This window comes from Streptomyces sp. SUK 48 (genome assembly GCF_009650765.1).
Lineage (GTDB): Bacteria > Actinomycetota > Actinomycetes > Streptomycetales > Streptomycetaceae > Streptomyces.
Genome location: NZ_CP045740.1, coordinates 3115857 through 3137588, shown reverse-complemented (window position 1 = coordinate 3137588; position 21732 = coordinate 3115857). Strand labels below are relative to the sequence as shown.

15 protein-coding genes and 1 pseudogene are annotated in these 21732 nt (G+C 71.4%); 11 read left to right on the top strand and 5 right to left on the bottom strand.

Annotated elements, in window-relative coordinates; translation table 11 throughout:
* Positions 1 to 375: 375 nt before the first annotated feature.
* The 4 genes from GHR20_RS13240 (at position 376) to GHR20_RS13225 (ending at position 4544) form a co-directional block, all read left to right on the top strand.
* Positions 376 to 567 carry an SPOR domain-containing protein gene (locus GHR20_RS13240; RefSeq protein ID WP_181516675.1) on the top strand — a complete coding sequence of 64 codons (192 nt, stop codon included), beginning with the start codon at positions 376 to 378 and terminating at the stop codon, positions 565 to 567.
* 69 nt (positions 568 to 636) lie between these two features.
* Positions 637 to 1056, top strand: coding sequence for a (deoxy)nucleoside triphosphate pyrophosphohydrolase (locus tag GHR20_RS13235; RefSeq protein WP_111586770.1), 420 nt, complete (start codon positions 637 to 639; stop codon positions 1054 to 1056).
* A 182-nt stretch (positions 1057 to 1238) separates the two neighbouring features.
* Positions 1239 to 1637: an ATP-binding protein gene (locus GHR20_RS13230; RefSeq protein ID WP_241671012.1), complete on the top strand. Its 399-nt coding sequence runs from the start codon at positions 1239 to 1241 to the stop codon at positions 1635 to 1637.
* Positions 1638 to 1955: 318 nt separating this feature from the next.
* Positions 1956 to 4544 (top strand): SpoIIE family protein phosphatase, encoded by a 2589-nt coding sequence (locus tag GHR20_RS13225; RefSeq protein ID WP_111586768.1) that lies wholly within the window; start codon positions 1956 to 1958, stop codon positions 4542 to 4544.
* Here GHR20_RS13225 and GHR20_RS13220 read toward each other — a convergent pair.
* Entirely contained in the window at positions 4440 to 6320 is a 1881-nt protein-coding gene (locus GHR20_RS13220; RefSeq protein WP_153813270.1) for a hypothetical protein, read from the bottom strand. The two genes, GHR20_RS13225 and GHR20_RS13220, sit on opposite strands and share 105 nt — an antisense overlap.
* Positions 6321 to 6400: 80 nt before the next feature.
* Here GHR20_RS13220 and GHR20_RS13215 point away from each other — a divergent pair, with 80 nt between their 5' ends.
* The gene (locus GHR20_RS13215; RefSeq protein WP_153813269.1) at positions 6401 to 7609 is read left to right on the top strand and encodes a hypothetical protein; all 1209 of its coding nucleotides are present in this window, start codon (positions 6401 to 6403) and stop codon (positions 7607 to 7609) included.
* Between the two features lie 172 nt (positions 7610 to 7781).
* Here the strand turns inward: GHR20_RS13215 and GHR20_RS13210 are convergent, their stop codons facing one another.
* Genes GHR20_RS13210 through GHR20_RS13195 form a run of 4 tightly spaced genes read right to left on the bottom strand, consistent with a single transcriptional unit; the run spans position 7782 to position 11637 of the window.
* Positions 7782 to 8552, bottom strand: a complete 771-nt coding sequence (locus tag GHR20_RS13210; protein ID WP_153813268.1) for a succinate dehydrogenase/fumarate reductase iron-sulfur subunit — start codon at positions 8550 to 8552, stop codon at positions 7782 to 7784.
* Positions 8549 to 10492 carry a fumarate reductase/succinate dehydrogenase flavoprotein subunit gene (locus GHR20_RS13205; protein ID WP_153813267.1) on the bottom strand — a complete coding sequence of 648 codons (1944 nt, stop codon included), beginning with the start codon at positions 10490 to 10492 and terminating at the stop codon, positions 8549 to 8551. The genes GHR20_RS13210 and GHR20_RS13205 overlap by 4 nt, the downstream gene beginning before the upstream one ends.
* Entirely contained in the window at positions 10492 to 11313 is an 822-nt protein-coding gene (locus GHR20_RS13200) for a hypothetical protein (protein WP_153813266.1), read from the bottom strand. The genes GHR20_RS13205 and GHR20_RS13200 overlap by 1 nt, the downstream gene beginning before the upstream one ends.
* Positions 11314 to 11349: 36 nt before the next feature.
* Complete coding sequence (locus GHR20_RS13195; RefSeq protein ID WP_111586763.1) at positions 11350 to 11637, bottom strand: hypothetical protein; 288 nt, start codon at positions 11635 to 11637, stop codon at positions 11350 to 11352.
* Between the two features lie 288 nt (positions 11638 to 11925).
* Between GHR20_RS13195 and GHR20_RS13190 the strand changes: the two genes are divergently transcribed.
* From GHR20_RS13190 to GHR20_RS13165, 6 genes and pseudogenes are all read left to right on the top strand, one after another.
* A complete protein-coding gene (locus GHR20_RS13190) occupies positions 11926 to 14046 on the top strand; it encodes an ABC transporter family substrate-binding protein (protein ID WP_153813265.1) in 2121 nt (706 codons plus the stop codon).
* A 140-nt stretch (positions 14047 to 14186) separates the two neighbouring features.
* The gene (typA, locus tag GHR20_RS13185) at positions 14187 to 16094 is read left to right on the top strand and encodes a translational GTPase TypA (RefSeq protein WP_111586761.1); all 1908 of its coding nucleotides are present in this window, start codon (positions 14187 to 14189) and stop codon (positions 16092 to 16094) included.
* Between the two features lie 545 nt (positions 16095 to 16639).
* Entirely contained in the window at positions 16640 to 17668 is a 1029-nt protein-coding gene (locus tag GHR20_RS13180; protein WP_111586760.1) for an ABC transporter permease, read from the top strand.
* A 192-nt stretch (positions 17669 to 17860) separates the two neighbouring features.
* Entirely contained in the window at positions 17861 to 19630 is a 1770-nt protein-coding gene (locus GHR20_RS13175) for an ABC transporter substrate-binding protein (protein WP_153815959.1), read from the top strand.
* Between the two features lie 85 nt (positions 19631 to 19715).
* Positions 19716 to 20696, top strand: a complete 981-nt coding sequence (locus GHR20_RS13170) for an ABC transporter permease (RefSeq protein ID WP_111586758.1) — start codon at positions 19716 to 19718, stop codon at positions 20694 to 20696.
* A gap of 13 nt (positions 20697 to 20709) precedes the next feature.
* Positions 20710 to 21731, top strand: a pseudogene (locus GHR20_RS13165) (ABC transporter ATP-binding protein).
* The last annotated feature ends 1 nt before the right edge of the window (position 21732 follow it).

Below are 21732 nucleotides of genomic sequence, written 5' to 3'. Positions count from 1 at the left end.
GTACACCGCCCGCCGGTCGCGGAGTGACGTAGCGCACATCGCGGGCTCGTGCGGGAGGCGGGTGCGCCGGTTGTGGCGTTCCCCGCGCGGCGCGGGTGCTGCCACGATCCGGGCGTTCTCGCAGGTGGGTGCCCGTTTTCCTGGGGTGTGCCCGATGCGCGCGCCCAGGGCGCATTCGTTCGTGCGCGCCCCCGCCGGTCTGGCGGGTTGCGTACCTCTTTGTGAAAAGGCGTATTCGCTGAGTAAAGGTTGGGCGTACGCTCGGGCATATGCGGAGTGCGGTTTCCTTGGGCGGGGCCCGGCAAGGGCCCGGGACGGGATGGGGGTCCCGTGATGCCGGAGAGGGTGAAGGGCGCGATGGGGGCGGAGCGGATCATGAGTGAGGGCACGGCTTCCCTGCCCTGGAGCGTCATACGGCGGGACGACAACGGCAATCGCTACCGCGTCGGCCGGTACGCGACCGAGGCCGAGGCGCAGAAGATCGCCGACAGCTTCGAGAACCTCGGGCCCAAGCAGCTCTACACGGTCGAGCGGCTCGGGCAGAACGGGGACGGCGGCCGCGGCTGACCTGCCGGGTGCGCGGAGGGCGGACGGCGTGGCGCCGCGCGCCCCGGAGCCTCCCGTAGGCTCCGCTCCATGACGCCCGAGACCGAACGGACCGTGGTGGTCGGCGCCGCCCTGCTCGACGGCGGCCGCCTGCTGGCCGCGCGCCGCAGCGCGCCCGCCGACCTGGCCGGACGCTGGGAGTTGCCCGGCGGCAAGGTCGAGCGAGGAGAGCGGCCCGAGGACGCCCTGGTGCGCGAACTGCGCGAGGAACTCGGCGTCGACGCCGAGACCGTGGAACGCGTCCCCGGCGCATGGCCCCTGCGGGAGCCGTACGTCCTGTGGGTGTGGACCGTTCGGCTGCGCCCCGGCTCGCCCGCGCCCCGGCCCCTCCAGGACCACGACGAACTGCGCTGGCTGGCCCCGGCGCGGCTGTGGGACGTGCCGTGGCTGGAACAGGATGTGCCGGCGGTGCGCGAGGTCGCCGAGCGGATGGGGGCGGGGGCGCGCTGAGCCGGGCCTCGTCCGATGCCCCGTCCGGCGGTCCGATGCCGCTGTCCGGCCCTGCCGTACCGGCCCGGGTACGCCGTTCGACCCACACGCCCGCCGTCCGGACGGTATTGGCCACCGCTTATCGGGTATGGGCCAATTAACCCCACGAAACCGGACAGCTCGCGGCCTGGGAAGTGATCGGCGTGATCGACACCGATGGCGACTGCGCCGCGTGGACCTTCCCCGCGGAACCGGGCGCCGTGCGCAGCGCCCGGACCGCGGTCCGCGGCCAGTTGCACGGCTGGGACCTCGACTGTGTCGCCGATCTCGCCGCGCTGCTGGTGAGCGAGCTGGTCACCAACTCGCTGCGCTACGCCACCGGCCCCATCGGCGTACGGCTCGTACGGCCGGCCGGCGCCGACGACCCCCTGCTGGTCGAGGTCTCCGACCCGCTCCCCGATCCGCCGCGCGAGCGGATCGCCCGGCCCGAGGACGAGAGCGGGCGCGGCCTCCAGCTGCTCGCGGGGTCCTCGCGCCGCTGGGGCACCCGGCCCGGCGCGAGCGGAAAGACCGTCTGGTTCGAGCTGGCGGTGCCCGGATGACGGACCGGGGGCGCACTGGGGTGGCGCGGGGGTGCCCGGGGTGAGGCAGGGGCGCCCGAGGGGGCGGAGGGGGGTGTACGTGGACCGCCGTACGGCCCGCCGTGTGACCCCGGCTCGCGGACAGGCCCGGAGTGTGTGATTCGAGGCCGTGTTCCCTGGTTAGAAGAGTGGAAGTGTTGTCGCGGAGCGGTCCGAAAAACGTCTGGACCGAGCTGTGATCGTGAACACCGTGTCGCGCGGCGCCGTAGTACTGGATACTGCGGGCAGCCGCCCCCGGTGACCGGTGCCGGGCGCGGTGAGCTGGAGGGGACGGTTCGCGTGAGCGAGATACCAGCGAAGGCCACGGAGTCCGAGGACCCGTCGGACGGCGCGAGGGACCAGACCGCCGCGGGTGCGGCGGCGACCGGTGGCGCCCTGTGGCAGAGCAGTCCGCCCGGCTCCATGTACGACTACATAAAGGTGGCCTCCTTCTCCATCGGACCCGGCGGTCTGGTGGACCAGTGGAGCCTGCGCGCCGAACAGCTCTTCGGCATTCCGGCCTCGCGCGCCGTCGGCATGGACCCCATCGAGGCGTTCATCGACCCCGACCTGCGGGAACAGGGCCAGCGCAAGATGGCCGAGATCCTCGACGGGCGGGAGTGGACCGGGGTCGTGCCCTTCCGGATGCCGGATCCGCCCCAGGGCGGGCGCGGTTCGGACGGGCTGGCCGAGGTCTATGTGATGCCGACCCGGACCGCGGAGGGCGAGAACGCCGCCGTCTGCATCGTCGTGGACGTCCGCACGCTGCGCAGGATCGAGACCGATCTCGCCGCGTCCCAGGCGATATTCGGACAATCCCCCTTCGGTTTCCTGCTGCTCGACTTCGACCTGCGGGTACGCCGCGTGAACCAGCGGTTCGCCAACGTCTTCGGCGGCACCCCGGACGACCACCGCGGCAAGGGCGTGTCCGACTATCTGCCGCGCGGCGAGGCCGAGCGGGTCTCGGCGACGCTGCGGCGGGTGCTGGAGAGCGGCGACCCCGTCACCGACATGCATGTCACCGGCCATGTCCCGGGGTCCGAGGAGCGCCGGCACTGGTCGGTCAACCTCTATCGCGTGCACAGCGGCAGCGGTCGGCCCATCGGCGTCGCCTGGCTCGCCACCGACGTCACCTCCCGCCGCGCCGCCGCCCGCGAGGCCGCCGCGGCCCGGCGCAACCTGGCGCTGCTCAACGAGGCCGGGGCGCGGATCGGCAACTCGCTCGACCTGGAGACCACGGCGCGCGAACTCCTCGACGTCGTCGTCCCCGGCTTCTGCGACCTCGCCACCGTCGACCTCTACCAGGGGCTGCTGACCGGCGACGAGACCCCGCCCGGGATGGCCGACGGCAGCGCGGAGCTGCGCCGGGTCGCCATCGCCAGCGCGGTCGCGGACGCGCCGGTGGGCCGGGTCGCCGAGACCGTCAAGGTCGGCGCCGTACACCACTTCCCCTTCAACTCCCCCTGCGCGGATGCCCTGCGCACCGCGCGGCCGCGGGCGGTGCCGGCCGAGGAGGGGAGCCTCGTGCAGTCCACGCTGGCCGTGCCGATGGTGGCGCACGACACGGTGGTGGGACTCGTACGGTTCGCGCGGACCAAGGGCAGCGAGCCGTTCGGGGAGCGGGACCGGGACCTCGCGGTGGAACTCGCCGCGCGCGCCGCGGTCTGCATCGACAACGCGCGGCTGTACCGCCGGGAGCACGAACGCGCGCTGATCCTCCAGCGCTCGCTGCTGCCGCCGGGCGACCCCGAGGCGTCCGGGCTGGACATCGCCTGCCGCTATCTGCCCGGCAACGCGGCGACCGAGGTCGGCGGCGACTGGTTCGACGTCATCGAACTGCCCGGCCACCGCACGGCGTTGGTGGTGGGCGACGTGATGGGGCGCGGACTGCGGGCGGCGGTCGCGATGGGTGAACTGCGCACAGCCGTACGGACCTTGGCGCTGCTCGATCTCGAACCGGCCGAGGTTCTCTCCGCGTTGGACGAGATCGCGCGCGGGCTCGGCACGCCGGGCGGTGTGCAGCAGGCGACGCGCACGGCGCGGCAGCCCAGGGACGCGGACCTGTCCGAGGTGTACCTCGCGACCTGCGTGTACGCCGTGTACGACTCGGTGACCCGGCGATGTACGTTCGCCAACGCCGGTCATCTGCCGCCGGTGCTGGTGGAACCGGGTGAGCCCGCGCTGATGCTGGACGTGCCGCCCGGGATGCCGCTCGGGGTGGGGGGCGAGCCCTTCGAGGAGGTGGAGGTCGAGCTGCCCGAGGGCGCGCTGCTCGCGCTGTACACGGACGGTCTGGTGGAGTCCCGGGACCACCCGCTGGACGAGGGGCTGCACGCGTTCGTCGGCGCGCTCACCGATCCGGCGCGGCCGCTGGAGGATGTCTGCGACCACGTGCTCAGCACGCTCGACACGCACCACGGCGAGGACGACATCGCGCTGCTGATGGCCCGGGTGCAGGGGCTGCCGGCGGACTCCGTCGGCGACTGGACGCTGCCGCGGGAGCCGCGGAGCGTGGGGCGGGCGCGGGAGCACGCCCGCGCGCGGTTGCTCGACTGGGGCCTCGAAGCGCTGGTCGACACGACGGAGCTGCTGGTCAGCGAGCTGGTGACGAACGCGCTGCGGTACGGCGAGGGGGAGATCAGGCTACGGCTGCTGCTGGACCGCACGCTGGTGTGCGAGGTCTGGGACGGCGGGCTCGTGCAGCCCCGGCGCCGGCGGGCCCGGGACACGGACGAGGGCGGACGGGGGCTGCAACTGGTGCAGTTGCTCAGCGCGGCATGGGGCTCACGGCGGACGCCCCGGGGGAAGACGGTGTGGTTCGAGTTGCCGCTGCCGGGCGCGGAGGCGGTCCTCACGGACCCGGCGGAGGCCCTGCTCAGCCTGTTCTGACAGGCCCTTACGCGTGGCGTCACGCGGGCGCCCGCATATGTCTTCGCCCCCGCGTCGCCGGGCCTCCGAACGTGGCCGGGGGCCGCCGTCGGGGTCCTCGGCGAGGAGGATGCCGCCGAGGACGGCGCCGGGCAGACCGGTCGTGGGGGTGTCGGGGTAGGGGGTGCCGTGCGCGCGGACATCGCGTTCGGCCAGCTCACGCGCCTGGCGGGCGGCGGTGTCGGCGTCGAAGGCGGTGCCGGCACCGCCGGCGAGCGCGCGGGCCGCCTCCGACAGCAGGGCGCGGGCCCCCGGGCCGACGGCGCCGCGGTGCACCGTGACGAAGTCGTCGGCCGTCTCCAGCGCGGTGCGGGCGACGAGGAACGCCGCCGTGCCCAGGACGCCGGAGCGGCCCACGTCCAGGCGGTCGACGGCACGGGTGATCCGGCGCAGCGCGTCCAGCGGGTCGTACGGGAGGGCACCGGTCGACTCCTCCCGTACGGCGGCCAGTACGGCGTCCGCGTGGGTCAGCCGGGCGTGCAGCTCGCCGGTGGCCAGGGCGGTGCGGGAACGACCCTGCCGGGCCGCCGCCAGCTCGGCCTCCGCGCCGGTCAGAGCGGCCGGTACCAGTGCCGCGGCCTCCCGCAGCCGGGCGGCGAGCCGTTCCACACCGGTCACCAGGGTCTCGGCCTGGGCCACGGCGCCCTCGGCGGCGCGCAGGTTCCGGGCCGTCGCGTCGCCGTCGGCGGCGTCGAGGGACCGGCGGGCCGCGTTGAGGTGGGCGGTGGCGAACAGCAGGCGGTCCTTGGCCTGTTCGACCGCGGCGGTGACGGGCTCCGCGGCCGAGGGCGCGTACCGCTCCCGCAGCGCCGCCAGGGTCGCGTGGGCGGCCACCGTGCGTACCGCCAGCCCCCGGAACCTGCCCTCCGCCACGTCCAGTGCCGCGCCGGCGCCCGGTCCCTCCAGCCCCCGCACCTGGTCCAGGGCCGCCGCCTGTGCGTCCAGCCGCCGCCCCGCCTCCGCGCACCGCCCGACCATCCCGGCCAGCGCCTGCCGCCGCGCCCCCGCGTCCCCGGGCAGCCCCCGCTCGTACCTCCGCCACAGCGCGAACGCCGCCACCAACTCGGCCTCGGCGCCGCGCAGGGCACGGGCGAAGGCCGCCGCCTCCGTCTCCGCCCCGGTCTCGGCGCCGGCCCGATTTCGCGCGCCGGCGTCCGGCGGGGGGTGCCCGAAGCCGCCGTCGCCCGGCTCCGCTCCGGGGACTGCCGCGCGCGCTCTCTCCTCCGAGGCCACGGGTATCGCTCCGGTCCGCGCCTCCCGCGCCGCCTCCCCGGCCCGCGGCCCCACCCCGCCCTTCCCCGCCTCGAATCTCTCCCGCGCGAAGCCCAGTTCCTCGCGGCTCGTCCGTACGCAGTCGTCGGCCAGCACCAGCGCGACCCGGGCCTGCCGTTCGGCGTCGGCGACCGTGGGGGGTGCGGGGCGTCCCGGCAGCGTGGTGCCCGGCGTCGTACGGGTCCGGGCCCGGCGGACGCGGCGCAGGTAGCCGTAGGCCGCCATGACCGCCGCCGCGGCCACGGCGATGAGCGGGAGCACGTAGTCCGCGGCCGAGGTGACGCCCTGCCCCGGCGCCGCCGCTCCGGGGGAGGTGGCGGGAACCGGGCGGCGGGTGGCCACCGTCATCAACGGCAGCATCAGCCACCCGGCCCCCGCCAGGGCCCCCAGCACGGCATGCGTCACCCGCACCCGTATGTGCGCCTTGGCGCGTCGGGGGCGGCCCCGGAACAGGGAGGACGTCACATTTCGGAGCGTATGGGGGAGTAGGCCGCACCGCGAGCGGGGCGGAGACGGGTGGGGGACCAGGCGGACAGGGGGACGGAATGGACACGGAGACCGGGCCGGGCAACGGGCCGGGGCCGGAGGACCGGGGGACGGAACCGGCTCCGGGCGACGACGCCGACCCCGCGAAGGCCACCACCCCCGAGCCGACGCCCGCCACCGGCCCGGCACCCGAAAACAACCCGGCGCCCACCCCCGCCCCCGATCCCGCACCCCCCGCCGCCCCCCGACCCCGCCGCCCCCGCCGTCTCCTGCGCCGCGCCCTCACCGCCCTCTCCCTCGCCCTTCTCCTTCTGCTCCTCGCCCTCCTCACCGCCGAGGGCGCCCTCCGCGTCGACTACTCCGGTGAACCCGCCCCCGGCACCCGCACCCGCGGCCAGGACGCGCTCTGGCTGGGGCACGCCTGGGTGGACGGGCGGAAGACGGAGGCGGATGTGGAGGCGCTGGCGCGACGGTTGAGAGGGACCGGGATCAAGGACCTGTACGTGCACTCCGGGCCGCTGGAGGACGACGGGACGCTGCCCGACGCCGACCACCCCGAGGCGCCCCGGCTGATCGCCGCCCTGCACCGGGAGCTGCCCGGCGTCCGGGTGCAGGCGTGGCTCGGGGACGTGGTCGCGAGCGAGGGGCCCACGGGGCTGCACCTGGAGCGCCCGGCGACCCGGACCGCGATCCTCGCCTCCACCCGGCGGATACTCGCCGCCGGCTTCCAGGGCGCCCACTTCGACCTGGAGCCGATGCACTCCGGCGACCGCGACTACCTGGCCCTCCTCGACGACCTGCACGCCCTCACCCGCGCCCACCACGCGCTGCTCTCCGTCGCCGCCCACCAGATCGACCCGCTGCCGGGCTTCCACTCCTTCTGGGGCGCGACCACCGGCCACCCCAAGTGGTGGTCGCAGGCGTACTTCGGGCAGGTGGCCCGCCGGGTGGACCAGATCGCCGTGATGTCGTACGACACCATGCAGCCGCTGCCGAGCCTGTACGGCGGCTACGTCGCCCAGCAGACCAGCCTCGCCCTGGAGGTGACGCCCCGGTCCACCCAGCTCCTGATGGGCCTGCCCTTCTACCACGAGAACCGGTTCGGGCACTTCGCCCGCGCGGAGACCGTCCCGGCCGCGGTGCGGGGCGTACGCCTCGGACTGTCCCGCACCGACGCCCGCCGCGCCCGCTTCGGCGTCGCCCTGTACGTCGACTTCGCCGCCACGGACGCGGACTGGCGGGCGTACCGGCAGGGGTGGGCGCGGTGAGCGGCGACGGCTAGGGCCTCTCGTTTGGATCTTGCCGGGCTCGCGGGCCCTGGCACCGCGCCTCGCGGCGTTGTCGTCGGTTGCCATGGCTCCGCCATGTCGCCCTCCTCCGCCTTGCGACGCACGGCACCAGACCCCGCTCCCTGATCCGGCCTGATCCAAACGAAAGACCCTAGGAGGAACGTCTCCTGATCTTCGAGCCCAGCCACACCAGCGGGTCGTACTTGCGGTCGACGGCCCGTTCCTTCAGCGGGATCAGGGCGTTGTCCGTGATCCGGATGCCCTCCGGGCAGACCTCGGTGCAGCACTTGGTGATGTTGCAGTAGCCGAGGCCGTGTTCGTCCTGGGCGGTGCGTGCCCGGTCGAGGCCGGAGCGCTCGGCCGCGTCCAGCGGGTGCATGTCCAGTTCCGCGACCCGCATCAGGAAGCGCGGGCCCGCGAACGCCCTTTTGTTCTCCTCGTGGTCGCGCACCGCGTGGCAGGTGTCCTGGCACAGGAAGCACTCGATGCACGTGCGGAACTCCTGCGAGCGGTCCACGTCCTGCTGGAACATCCGGTACTCGCCGGGGGCCAGCTCCGCGGGCGGTACGAACGCCGGTATCTCGCGTGCCTTCTCGTAGTTGAAGCCCACGTCCGTCACCAGGTCGCGGATCACCGGGAAGGCGCGCAGCGGGGTGATCGTGACGGTCTCCGCGCGGTCGAACACCGACATCCGGGTCATGCACATCAGCCGGGGCCGGCCGTTGATCTCCGCCGAGCACGAACCGCACTTGCCCGCCTTGCAGTTCCAGCGCACCGCGAGATCCGGGGCCTGGGTCGCCTGGAGCCGGTGGACGATGTCGAGGACCACCTCGCCCTCGTTGACCTCGACCGTGAAGTCCCGCAGCTCGCCGCCCTGTTCATCGCCCCGCCACACCCTGAAGCGGGCCTCGTAGCCGCTCATCCGGGCAACTCCCCTTCCAGTTCCTCGTCGGTGAGGTACTTGGCCAGCTCCTCCTTCTCGAACAGGGCGAGCAGATCGGGGCGGATCGGGGGAGTGGTCTCGCGGGTCAGGCGGACCCGGCCGGCCGCCGGATCGGCGAGCGCGCAGAGCAGGTTGACGTTGCGCCACTGCCGTTCCATCGCCGGGCAGTCCTCCCGGGTGTGGCCGCCGCGCGACTCCGTGCGCTCCCGCGCCGCCCGTGCCACGCACTCGCTGACCAGCAGCATGTTCCGCAGGTCCAGGGCGAGGTGCCAGCCGGGATTGAACTGCCGGTGCCCCTCGACGCCGGCCCGGCCCGCGCGCTCGCGCAGCTCCGCGAGCCGGGTCAGGGCCTGCTCCATCTCGCCCGCCCGGCGGATGATGCCGACCAGGTCGTTCATGGTCTGCTGGAGTTCCTGGTGCAGGGTGTACGGGTTCTCCGGGCCGCTCCCCTCAACGGCCTTACCCTGTATGTCCGTTCCGCCCCCGGCCCCGAGGGAGAAGGGGCGCAGCGCCTCCGCCGAGGCCGCGCCGATCTGGCCGTCGTCCACCCGCGGCCGGTCCTCCCCGAGCGAGTGCGCGTACTCGGCCGCGTGCCATCCCGCGCGCCGCCCGAACACCAGCAGGTCGGAGAGGGAGTTGCCGCCGAGCCGGTTGGAGCCGTGCATGCCGCCCGCCACCTCGCCGGCCGCGTACAGCCCCGGCACCCCGCGGGCCGCCGCCGTGTCGGAGTCGACGGCGACCCCGCCCATCACGTAGTGGCAGGTCGGCCCGACCTCCATCGGCTCGGCCGTGATGTCGACGTCCGCCAGCTCCTTGAACTGGTGGTACATGGACGGCAGCCGGCGCCGGATCACCTCCGCCGGCATCCGCGTGGAGACGTCCAGGAAGACCCCGCCGTGCGGGGAGCCCCGGCCCGCCTTCACCTCGGCGTTGATGGCACGGGCGACCTCGTCGCGGGGGAGCAGCTCGGGCGGGCGGCGATGGTGCTCGGGATCGTCGTACCAGCCGTCGGCCTCCCGCTCCGACTCGGCGTACTTCTCCTTGAACACGTCCGGCACGTAGTCGAACATGAACCGCTTGCCCTCGCTGTTGCGCAGCACTCCGCCGTCGCCGCGCACCGACTCGGTGACGAGGATGCCCTTGACCGACGGCGGCCAGACCATGCCCGTCGGGTGGAACTGCACGAACTCCATGTTCAGCAGCGGCGCCCCGGCGAGCAGCGCCAGCGCGTGGCCGTCGCCGGTGTACTCCCAGGAGTTGGACGTCACCTTGAAGGACTTGCCGATGCCGCCGGTCGCGAGGACCACGGCGGGCGCCCGCAGCACGAAGAAGCGGCCGCTCTCGCGGTCGTAGGCGAAGACCCCGCAGACGCGCGAGCCGTCCTTCAGCACCCGGGTGACGGTGCATTCCTGGAAGACCCTCAGGTCCGACTCGTAGTCCCCGGTCCGCGCGTGGTCCGCCTGCTGCAAGGCGACGATCCGCTGCTGGAGGGTGCGGATCAGTTCGAGGCCGGTGCGGTCGCCGACATGGGCGAGGCGCGGGTACTCATGGCCGCCGAAGTTGCGCTGGGAGATCCGGCCGTCCTTCGTGCGGTCGAACAGCGCGCCCCAGGTCTCCAGTTCCCACACCCGCTGCGGCGCCTCCCGGGCGTGCAGCTCGGCCATCCGCCACTGGTTGAGGAACTTGCCGCCGCGCAGGGTGTCGCGGAAGTGCGTCTGCCAGGTGTCGTGCTCGTTGGCGTTGGCCATCGCCGCCGCGATGCCGCCCTCGGCCATCACCGTGTGCGCCTTGCCGAACAAAGACTTGCAGATCACCGCCGTACGCGCGCCCCGCTCCCGCGCCTCGATCGCGGCCCGCAGCCCGGCGCCCCCGGCCCCGACCACGACGACGTCCCACTCCTGGCGGTCCACCACGGGCATCAGAAGAACCTCGGATCGTCGAAGACACCGGACGCGAGCAGACAGACGTAGAAGTCGGCGACCGCCACCCCGAGCAGCGACGCCCACGCCAGCTGCATGTGCCGGGCGTTGAGCCGCCCCACCAGCCGCCAGGCCCGGTAGCGCACCGGGTGCCGGGAGAAGTGCCTGAGCTGGCCGCCGACGATGTGCCGGCAGGAGTGGCAGGAGAGGGTGTACGACCAGATCAGCGCGATGTTGGCCAGGAAGATCAGGGAGCCCAGGCCCATGTGGCCCCAGTGGTGGTGCGCGTCGCGGAAGGTCAGGGCGGTGTCGTAGGTCAGCACGCCCGCGACGAGCAGGGCCGCGTAGAAGAAGTAGCGGTGGAGGTTCTGGAGGATCAGCGGGAAGCGGGTCTCGCCGGAGTACGTCCGGTGCGGCTCGGCGACCGCGCAGGCGGGCGGGGAGGCCCAGAAGCCGCGGTAGTACGCCTTGCGGTAGTAGTAGCAGGTCAGCCGGAAGCCCAGCGGGAAGACCAGGATGAGGACGGCGGGGGAGATGCCCCACCAGCTCCCGAAGAGGTCCGCGTTGGGGCCGCCGGGCATGGACCGGCAGTCGTGCGCCAGGCAGGGGGAGTAGAACGGCGAGACGTACGGCGACGCGTAGTAGTCGGCGTTGGCGAAGGCCCGCCAGGTCGAGTAGACGACGAAGGCCAGCAGCCCGGCCGCCGTGCCGGCGGGCGCAAGCCACCAGCGGTCGGTCCGCAGGTGGGCGGCGGTGATCGCGGCGCGCCCGGGGGCACGCACGCCGCCGCCGTTGTGTCGGTGTTCCGTACCAGTGGCCAAGACAGCGCTCCGCTCGGCTCGGGGAACAGGGGCGTATCAGGGGGCGTGCCGGTCGCGGGCGCCCAGGCCCTCGTCGTCCGAGTCCGTCCACAGGCTGATGTCGTACGGCGTGTCGGAGATGGTGACGAGGTCGGGTCCGGTGGCCGGGCCCTGGGCCGCGGCCGTCTGGCGCAGCAGCGCCACGCTCGCGCGCAGATGGTCGGCGTCCAGCCGGGCCCGGCGCATCTCCGGGCCGCCGCCGAGCTGCCGCTCCAGCCGGCTCAGCGACCGCCGCAGTTCGTCGAGGCTGCGCTGGACCGTGGTCAGTTCGTCGTGCACGGACATGGGTGTGCCCTCACTTCCGCGGAGGCTGCGGGTCCCGGGCTGCGTTGCTCATGCGCCTGAGAGTGTCGCGCGTCACACCTCGCGTGGGAAGGGATCTGCGTCGATCGGACCGGCTCCCGGGGGCTCGTCCCGGCGTGTTTGCGCCGCACGGGTGGGCTTGCCGGCCCTCGCCGCCGTGTCGCTCGTGGTCGGCGGATCCTTTCCTCTTCAGTAGCCGCATAGATCTGATCAGCTCCAAATACCGCCAAACGTGATCATATCGCTCGCGGCTTCCCGGAGGTAGCAGAGATGTCCCACCACGGCGTCGGCCTGCGCGCGGTCCTGCGCTCGGCCGCCTTCCTGACCGCGGGCGCCCTCGCGGTACCTCTGCTCGCCGGTTGCGGCTCGGACGACGACGTGGCCAAGCCCCTCGCCGCCCAGGACATCGATCTGGTCGCCCGCAGCCAGGTGGCCGACGGCGGCACCCTGAAATGGGCCGTGGACGACCTTCCGGAGACGCTGAACACCTACCAGGCCGACGCCGACACCGGGACCACCCGCGTCGCCCAGGCCACGCTGCCCGCCATGTTCCGGATGGACGCCACCGGCCGGCCGGTCGTCAATCCCGCCTATCTGGAGTCCGCCAAGGTCATCGAGACCGAGCCGCGCCAGGTGGTGCTGTACAAGCTGAACCAGCAGGCCGTGTGGAGCGACGGCCGGGAGATCGGCGCCGCCGACTTCGTCGCCCAGTGGCGGGCCCTGTCCGGCAAGGACAGCGCCTACTGGACCGCGCGCAACGCCGGGTACGACCGCATCGAGAAGATCGAGCGCGGCGCCAACGACCTCCAGGTCCGGGTCACCTTCTCCCGCCCCTACGCCGACTGGAAGTCGCTGTTCTCGCCGCTGTACCCGAAGGACGTCATGGGCACCCCGGACGCCTTCAACGACGGCGCCCGCCGCAAGCTGGCCATCAGCGCGGGCCCCTTCAAGGTGGACAAGGTCGACACCATCGCCCAGGACATCGTCCTCACCCGCAATCCCCGCTGGTGGGGCAGGCCGGCCAAGCTGAACCAGATCGTGCTGCACACCGTGCCCCACGACAAGCGGGTCGGCGCGCTCGCCGACGGCAGCGCGGATCTCGCCGACCTCGACCCGGCCGACGCCGAGCGGATCGGGCTCGCCGCGAGCGGCAAGGGCGGCTCCTCCCCGCTCCGGGGCGGCGGGAAGGCGTCCCTGTCGACGCTGCGCTCCTGGGCGCGCGCCCACGGCCTCGACTCCGCCGACGTCAGGGCGGGCCGCACCGAGCTGGCCCGGGCCATCGGCGCGTACCTGGACCAGCAGACGGCCCTGAAGTCCTACGGCGTCCGCAAGTCCCTGGAGCCCGCCTACACCCAGCTCGCCCTCAACGGCGCCTCCGGGCCGCTCACCGACGAGCGGGTCCGCCGGGCCATCGCGCGCGCCCTGGACCGCAAGGAGATCGCCCGCCTGGTGCTCACCCCGCTGGGCCTGCCCGCCGTACCCGTCGGCAGCCATCTCGCGCTGTCCGGGCAGCTCGCCTACGCCGACGACAGCGGGGCGCTCGGCGCGCAGGACACCAAGGCGGCGCAGGCGCTGCTCACGGACGCCGGCTGGGTGGCCGGCGGGCCGGTCAAGGAGGAGCGGAAGGCGCCGAAGGCGGCCGGGCCCGAGAGCGGCCGGGAGGAGAAGTCGGACGGCGGCCACGACGGCGAGTACGTCGTCGGCGAGGACAACAAGGGCGACGCCGGCGGCAAGCACCTCGCCGAGTCGGGCCGGCACGGGGGCGCGGCGGGCGCCTACGCCCCCAAGGGCACGGCGGCGCCGGCCGGGGTCAAGGCCGGGCCGCTCGCCAAGGACGGAAAGGCGCTCACGCTGCGCTTCGTGCTGCCGTCCGGGCCCGGCTCGGACACGCTGAACACCGTCGCCGACCGGATCTCCGCGATGCTGGACCGGCTCGGGATCGTGACGACGATCACCAAGGTGTCCGACGAGAGCTACTTCAAGGACCACATCGCCGCCGGTGACTTCGATCTCGCGCTGTACTCCTGGCCGTCCTCCGCCTTCCCCGCGACGGACGCCCGGCCGATCTACGCCAAGCCGCTGCCCGGCGCGGACGGCTCGGTGAACGTCGAGCAGAACTACACCCGGGTCGGCACCGACCAGGTCGACCAGCTCTTCGAGCAGGCGGCGACGACGCTGGACGAGGGCGAGGCGAAGTCCCTGATCCGGCAGGCCGACAGCCACATCTGGGCCGCCGCGGGATCGATCCCGCTCTACCAGCGCCCGCAGCTGGTCGGGGCACGGAAGGACCTGGTCAACGCGGGTGCCTTCGGGTTCCAGACACCGGTGTACGAGGACATGGGATTCCTGAAGAAGGGGGCCCGCGTCTCGGCGAGCCCGTCCCAGGGCTGAGGGGCCCGAAGGCCCTGCGGAGGCCGCCCGGCCCAGGGCCACGTACCATGGGGTGAGGCCGTGGCGTGTCAAGCCCGGCAGGCCCGCGTCACGGACGTACGCAGCAGGGTCTTCTCACCACTTCGGGAGTACGCCGCACTATGGCCACGCGCCACGACATCCGCAACGTCGCCATCGTCGCCCACGTCGACCACGGCAAGACCACCATCGTCGACGGCATGCTGAAGCAGGCCGGCGCGTTCGCCGCCCACCAGCTCGACTCGGTCGACGACCGGGTCATGGACTCGAACGACCTGGAGCGTGAGAAGGGCATCACGATCCTCGCCAAGAACACGGCGGTGAAGTACCACCCCAAGGACGGCGGGGAGGTCATCACCATCAACATCATCGACACCCCCGGCCACGCCGACTTCGGCGGCGAGGTCGAGCGCGGTCTGTCGATGGTCGACGGCGTGGTGCTGTTGGTGGACGCCTCCGAGGGCCCGCTGCCGCAGACCCGGTTCGTGCTGCGCAAGGCGCTCCAGCAGCGGCTGCCCGTCATCCTGTGCATCAACAAGACGGACCGCCCGGACGCCCGCATCGACGAGGTCGTCAACGAGACGTACGACCTCTTCCTCGACCTGGACGCGGACGAGGAGCAGATCGAGTTCCCGATCGTCTACGCCTGCGGCCGTGACGGCGTCGCCTCGCTGACCAAGCCCGAGGACGGCACCGTCCCGGCCGACAGCGACAGCCTGGAGCCGTTCTTCTCCACGATCCTGGACCACATCCCGGCCCCGACGTACGAGGACGACGCGCCGCTCCAGGCCCACGTCACCAACCTCGACGCCGACAACTTCCTCGGCCGTATCGCGCTGCTCCGCGTCGAGCAGGGCGAGCTGCGCAAGGGCCAGACCGTGGCCTGGATCAAGCGCGACGGCTCGATCGGCAATGTGCGCATCACCGAGCTGATGATGACCGAGGCGCTCACCCGCAAGCCCGCCGAGGTGGCCGGCCCCGGTGACATCTGCGCCGTCGCCGGTATCCCGGACATCATGATCGGCGAGACCCTGGCCGACCCGGAGAACCCGATCGCGCTGCCGCTGATCACGGTGGACGAGCCGGCCATCTCCATGGTCATCGGCACCAACACCTCCCCGCTGGTCGGCCGCGGCGGCACCGGCAAGGGCGCCGAGGCGAAGGCGGCCGTCAAGGACCGCAAGGTCACCGCCCGCCAGGTCAAGGACCGCCTCGACCGCGAGCTGATCGGTAACGTCTCGCTGCGCGTCCTGGACACCGAGCGCCCCGACGCCTGGGAGGTGCAGGGCCGCGGTGAGCTGGCGCTGGCCATCCTGGTCGAGCAGATGCGCCGCGAGGGCTACGAGCTGACCGTCGGCAAGCCCCAGGTCGTCACCCGGGAGATCGACGGCAAGGTGCACGAGCCGGTCGAGCGCATGACGATCGACGTGCCCGAGGAGCACATGGGTGCCGTCACCCAGCTCATGGGCGTCCGCAAGGGCCGCATGGACAACATGTCGAACCACGGCTCCGGCTGGGTGCGCATGGAGTTCGTGGTCCCCTCGCGCGGTCTGATCGGCTTCCGTACCGAGTTCCTGACCCAGACCCGCGGTACCGGCATCGGCCACTCCATCCACGAGGGCCACGAGCCCTGGTTCGGCACCCTGACGACCCGTAACAACGGTTCGCTGGTGGCCGACCGCTCCGGCGCCGTCACCGCGTTCGCGATGACGAACCTCCAGGAGCGCGGCGTGCTCTTCGTGGACCCGGGCACCGAGGTGTACGAGGGCATGATCGTCGGTGAGAACTCGCGCGCCGACGACATGGACGTGAACATCACCAAGGAGAAGAAGCTCACGAACATGCGGTCCTCGTCGGCCGACTCGTTCGAGGCGATCGTCCCGCCGCGCAAGCTGTCGCTGGAGCAGTCGCTGGAGTTCTGCCGCGACGACGAGTGCGTCGAGGTGACCCCGGAGGCCGTTCGCATCCGCAAGGTCAACCTCGACCAGCGTGAGCGCGCCCGCGCCGCGAGCCGCGCCAAGCACGGCTGATCCAGGGCCACTTGAACCCGGGTCCCCCCGCGATGGGGGACCCGGGTTTTTTGCAACCCGTTTTTCCGTGGCGTATGTCCGACATGCGGAGATCGCTGCCCGATACCCATGTAACAAGTCCGTTTCGCGCCTTCTTCGGGCAGACGCTTTGTCCAGATTTTAAAAGGTCTGGGCGGCAGCTGTGACTGAATCGAGATCTACGGGCAGTGGTCGGTGGTTCCGACCATGTCAGATAGTTAGCCGCGTAGCGCTCGGGTCAATGGGTCACGCGCTGTGGGGACAGCTGCGTCGACTCACGAGCACCAAGGGGTGCCTGAGCCTCCGTCAGGGGTGTCGGAGGCGAGGCCAGAACCCCCTCCTGTCGGTGAACGCGTGCAGTCGTGAGGAGGAACATCCATGTGCGGTGTCGTAAGCAACAGGCGGATCGGTTCTTCGCTTTCCGTGGTGTGACCAGGTTCTGGAACTACGCGCGTCCGCCTGTGGGTTCGCGCGTTCTCGGAGTACCCGGGCACCATTCACACCCATACCTGTGAAACGGACGAACCGTGACAAGTCCTATCGACATGGGGGGCGGCGGAACCGCGGTCGTCTCCGGCGGACCAGGGCCGAAGGCGACGGGTGAGATCACGCTGACGGGCCGGTCCCCGGGCCGGCTGATGTGGACGCGCTTCAAGCGTGACCGCACCGGAGTGATATCGGCCTACGTGGTGGGCTTCTTCTTCCTGGTCGGGCTGCTCGCACCGCTGATCTCGAAGCTGTACGGCAAGAACCCGTACACGGTCTACGCGGACGAACGCCCGGACCTCTTCGACAGCGCCGGGGTGCCGCTGCATCCCAACGGAGGCATCAGCGGCCAGTTCTGGTTCGGGCTCGAACCCGGCAACGGCTACGACGTCTTCACCAAGCTCGTCTACGGCATCCGCACCTCGCTGATGATCTCGGTCGCCGTCACCGTCGCGGTCGTGGTCACCGGCATCCTGCTCGGCGTCACGGCCGGCTACCTCGGCGGCCGGACCGACTACTTCATCGGCCGGGTCATCGACTTCCTGCTCGCCTTCCCCGCGCAGCTGTTCTTCATCGCGAGCATGCCGGTCGTGGTCTCCCTGTTCGTCAGCCCGCGCGACGAGACGCCGACCTACGTCCGCGTGGTCGCGCTGATCATCGTCCAGTGGTTCCTGGGCTGGATGGGCCTCGGCCGCATCCTGCGCGGCACCGCGCTCGCCCTGCGCGAGCGGGAGTTCATCGAGGCGGCCAAGGTCAGCGGGGCCTCGCCGTGGCGGATCATCCGCAAGGAGATCCTGCCGAACATCGTCACCCCGCTGCTGGTGCAGTCGACGTATCTGCTGCCCAACTTCGTGACCGCCGAGGCCGGTCTGTCGTACCTGGGCGTGGGCATCGTCGAACCGACGCCGGACTGGGGGCAGATGTTCTCCAAGGCGTCCACCGAACTCGTGATGCAGAACGACATCACCTACATGTTCTTCCCGGGCGTCTCGATGATCATCTTCGTGGTCGCCTTCAATCTGCTCGGCGACTCGGTCCGCGACGCCTTCGATCCGAAGACCGCGCGCTGACCCGTACCGCGGCGGCCGGCGGGAGACGGGCCCGTCCGGCACCTCCTGTGCACAGCAAGGCACTTCAGCATTCCTCGCACCTCGCAGAGTCCTTTTCATGCCGGTGTCGGATGAAACGCGCCGGTGACACACAGATGGGTGGGAATCCTCGTGACGAGTAGGGGCGGACGCCACGCGTACGGCGCACTCTCCATGCTCGCGGCCGGAGCTCTCGTGCTCACCGGTTGCAGCAAGGGCGGCAGCGACGCGGGCGACAACAAGAAACAGGACCGGCAGAACGCGCAACGCCAGCAGGCGTCCATCAAGTTCGGCGACGCGGCCGACTCCACCGGGCCCGCGGCCCCGGTACCCGGCGCCAGGAGCGGCGGCAGCATGGAGGTGCTCGAACGCGACAGCTACGCGCACCTGGACCCGGCACAGGTCTACGTCTACAACGAGATGACGGTCGCCCAGCTGCTCGACCGGGGCCTCACCGGCTACAAGTCGACCAGCGACGACGGCAAGCGGCACGAAGTGGTCGGCGACCTCGCCACCGACTCCGGCACCACCACCGACGGCGGCAAGACCTGGAAGTACACGCTCAAGGACGGCATCAAGTTCGCCGACGGCACCCCGATCACCTCCAAGGACGTCCGGCAGTCCGTCGAGCGGCTCTTCGCCCCCTTCATCACCACGGGCCCGAGCTACCTCCAGCAGTGGCTCGCGAACACCAGCGGCACCGACTACCGCAAGCTGCTGCCCGACGGCCCCTACAAGGGCAAGCACCTGCCGGACAGCGTCCTGTCCACGCCGGACGCCAAGACCGTCGTCTTCCACTTCAAGACGCCCCACCCGGACCTGCCGTACACGCTGGCCATGGCGGGCTACTCCGTCGTCTCCGCCCAGGGCGACACCAAGGAGAAGTACGACAAGAACCCGGTCACCACCGGTCCGTACAAGATCCAGTCGTTCAAGTCCGGCAAGTCGATGGTGCTGGTCAAGAACCCCGACTGGGACCCGAAGACGGACCCGATCCGCCACCAGTACGTGGACCGGTTCAACATCACCTTCAACCAGCAGTTCGAGGCGTCCACCAAGGCGCTGCTCGCCGACAGCGGCGCCGACCGGACGGGCATCAGCTTCAGCAACTCGGTGGACGCCGGCAACCTGTCCCAGGTGCTGAGCGACCCGAAGCTCAAGTCCCGCGTGGTCTCCGGCTACCAGCCGTACGTGGGCCAGATGAACATCAACATGAGCAAGCCCGAGATGAAGGACATCCGGGTCCGCGAGGCCATCGCCTACGCCCTGCCGGTCACCCCCTTCATCCGCGCCTACGGCGGCACCGACGCCATGGAGGTCGCCGGCGGGCTCATCGGCCCGACCGTCAGCGGCTACGACCCCGCCTTCGACCCCTACGGCAAGAAGAAGAACCCCGCGGGCGACCCCGCCAAGGCACACGCCCTGCTCAAGGCGGCGGGCAAGCTCGGCATGAAGCTGACCTTCGGCTACATCAACACCCAGGAGGGCCAGCAGTACTCCACCGCCATGGCGGCCGGCCTGAAGAAGGCCGGATTCGACGTCCAGCGCCAGGAGATCCCCTCCGAGACCTTCTACGACCAGGTCTCCAAGCTGAACAACCCCTACGACATCTTCCACACCGCCTGGGGCGCCGACTGGCCGTCCGCCTCCACGGTGATGCCCCCGCTGTACGACGGGCGGCAGATCGCCGACGGCGCGGCGAACTACTCGCAGATCAACGACCCGCACGTGAACAGCGAGATCGACCGCATCAACACCATCACCGACCCGGTCAAGTCCGCGGCCGAGTGGGAGAAGCTCGACAAGTACCTGCTGACCAAGGTGGTCAACGAGGTCCCGACCGCCTACTACAAGGCGACCCAGATCGCCGGCTCCAAGGTCGGCGGCCTCGTCTACGACGACGTGATCGGCGGCGTCGACCCGCGTCGCCTCTACATCAAGTAACCGTCTCCCGCCGGTGCCCGGCGCGCCTCACCCGCGGGCGCGCCGGGCACCGCCCGGACCGCCGACGTCTGAGAGCTGCCCCCTCATGCTGCGCTTCCTCGTCCGCCGGATCATCGGTGCCGTCGTCATCCTGTTCCTGCTGAGCATCGTCACGTTCGTGCTGTTCTTCGGGGTGCCCCGGGACCCGGCGCTGCTGATGTGCGGCAAGACCTGCAACCCGGACAGCATCGCGAACATCCACCATGTGCTCGGCCTGGACAAGCCCCTCACCGAGCAGTACTGGATCTTCCTGCACAACCTCGTCGCGGGCAGCAGCCAGTTCGCCCAAGGGCCCTGCCCCGCACCCTGTTTCGGCTACTCGTACCACACCAACGACCCGGTCTGGTCGACCCTGATGGACCGGCTGCCCACCACCGTCTCGCTCACCCTGGGCGCGGCCGTCTGCTTCCTGATCGTCGGCCTCGGCACCGGCCTGCTCGCGGCCTGGCGGCGCGGCACGCTGGTCGACAAGACGGCCACCGCCGGGGCCATGGTGATCAGCTCGCTCCAGATCTACTTCCTCGGCCCGCTCGCCCTCGCGATCCTCGTCTACCAGACCCACTGGTTCGACAAACCGGCCTACAACGACTTCACCGGCGACCCGCTGAGCTGGTTCACCGGGCTGATCATCCCCTGGGTGGTGCTGTCCACGATCTTCGCCGCGCAGTACACCCGTATGGCGCGCTCCGCGATGATCGAGCAGCTCCAGGAGGAACACGTACGCACCGCCCGTGCCAAGGGCATGTCCCGGCGCTACGTCTTCTTCCGCTACGCCTGGCGCGGCTCGCTGATCCCGATCGTCACCATCTTCGGCATCGACCTCGGCTCCCTGCTCGGCGGCGCCATCATCACCGAGTACACCTTCGGACTGCCGGGCCTCGGCCAACTCGCCGTGCAGTCCGTGTTCTTCAGCGATCTGCCGCTGCTGCTCGGAGTGATGCTCTTCGCCGCCACCATGATCCTCGTCTTCAACATCGTCGTCGACGCCACCTACGCCTTCATCGATCCGCGCGTGCGGCTGGCCTAGAGGAGAGACATCCATGAGCACCCCTCTCCTGTCCGTGCGGGACCTGCATGTCAGCTTCAAGACCGAGGACGGCGTCGTACGGGCCGTGGACCGGCTCTCCTTCGACCTGGAGCGGGGCAGGACGCTCGGCATCGTGGGCGAGTCCGGCTCGGGCAAGTCGGTGACGAACCTGACCGTCCTCGGCCTGCACAACCCGATGTTCACCACCGTCGAGGGCGAGATCCTGCTGGACGGGCAGGAGCTGACCACCGCCCGCGAGCAGGAACTGGAGACCCTGCGCGGCAACAAGGTCGCCATGATCTTCCAGGACTCGCTCACCGCGCTCTCCCCGTACTACACCGTCGGCCGGCAGATCGCCGAGCCGTACATGAAGCACAACGGCGCCGCCAAGAAGGACGCCTGGGAACGCGCCGTCGAGATGCTCGGCAAGGTCGGCATCCCCCACCCCGGCAGCGGGCCAAGGACTACCCGCACCAGTTCTCCGGCGGCATGCGCCAGCGCGCCATGATCGCCATGGCCCTGGTCTGCGATCCCGACCTGCTCATCGCGGACGAACCGACCACCGCGCTCGACGTGACCGTGCAGGCGCAGATTCTCGACCTGTTGAAGGACCTGCAACAGGAGTTCGGATCGGGCATCATCTTCATCACCCACGACTTGGGGGTGATCGCCGACATGGCCGACGACATCATGGTGATGTACGCGGGCGGCGCGGTCGAGCGGGGCACCACCGAACAGGTGCTGCGCTCGCCCCGGCACCCGTACACCTGGGGCCTGCTGAACTCCATGCCGCGCCTGGACTCCGACACCGGCGCGCGGCTGTCCCCGATCCCGGGCACTCCGCCCTCTCTGCTCAACCCGCCGTCCGGCTGCCGTTTCCATCCACGCTGCGCCTTCCGGGACCGGGTGGCGGGAGCGGGCCGCTGTACGACCGAACGCCCGCCGCTCGCCACCGACCGGGCGTCCGCCTGCCATCTGACCGCGGACCAGAAGCGCACCATCTTCATCGAGGAGATCAAGCCCCGCCTGGGCTAGG

Bases quoted from the DNA above. Each gene is read 5' to 3' on its own strand.
- GHR20_RS13240 (WP_181516675.1), top strand. From the start codon at position 376: ATGAGTGAGGGCACGGCTTCCCTGCCCTGGAGCGTCATACGGCGGGAC.
- GHR20_RS13235 (WP_111586770.1), top strand. From the start codon at position 637: ATGACGCCCGAGACCGAACGGACCGTGGTGGTCGGCGCCGCCCTGCTC.
- GHR20_RS13215 (WP_153813269.1), top strand. From the start codon at position 6,401: ATGGACACGGAGACCGGGCCGGGCAACGGGCCGGGGCCGGAGGACCGG.
- GHR20_RS13210 (WP_153813268.1), bottom strand. From the start codon at position 8,552: ATGAGCGGCTACGAGGCCCGCTTCAGGGTGTGGCGGGGCGATGAACAG.
- GHR20_RS13205 (WP_153813267.1), bottom strand. From the start codon at position 10,492: ATGCCCGTGGTGGACCGCCAGGAGTGGGACGTCGTCGTGGTCGGGGCC.
- GHR20_RS13195 (WP_111586763.1), bottom strand. From the start codon at position 11,637: ATGTCCGTGCACGACGAACTGACCACGGTCCAGCGCAGCCTCGACGAA.
- GHR20_RS13190 (WP_153813265.1), top strand. From the start codon at position 11,926: ATGTCCCACCACGGCGTCGGCCTGCGCGCGGTCCTGCGCTCGGCCGCC.
- typA (WP_111586761.1), top strand. From the start codon at position 14,187: ATGGCCACGCGCCACGACATCCGCAACGTCGCCATCGTCGCCCACGTC.
- GHR20_RS13175 (WP_153815959.1), top strand. From the start codon at position 17,861: ATGCTCGCGGCCGGAGCTCTCGTGCTCACCGGTTGCAGCAAGGGCGGC.
- GHR20_RS13170 (WP_111586758.1), top strand. From the start codon at position 19,716: ATGCTGCGCTTCCTCGTCCGCCGGATCATCGGTGCCGTCGTCATCCTG.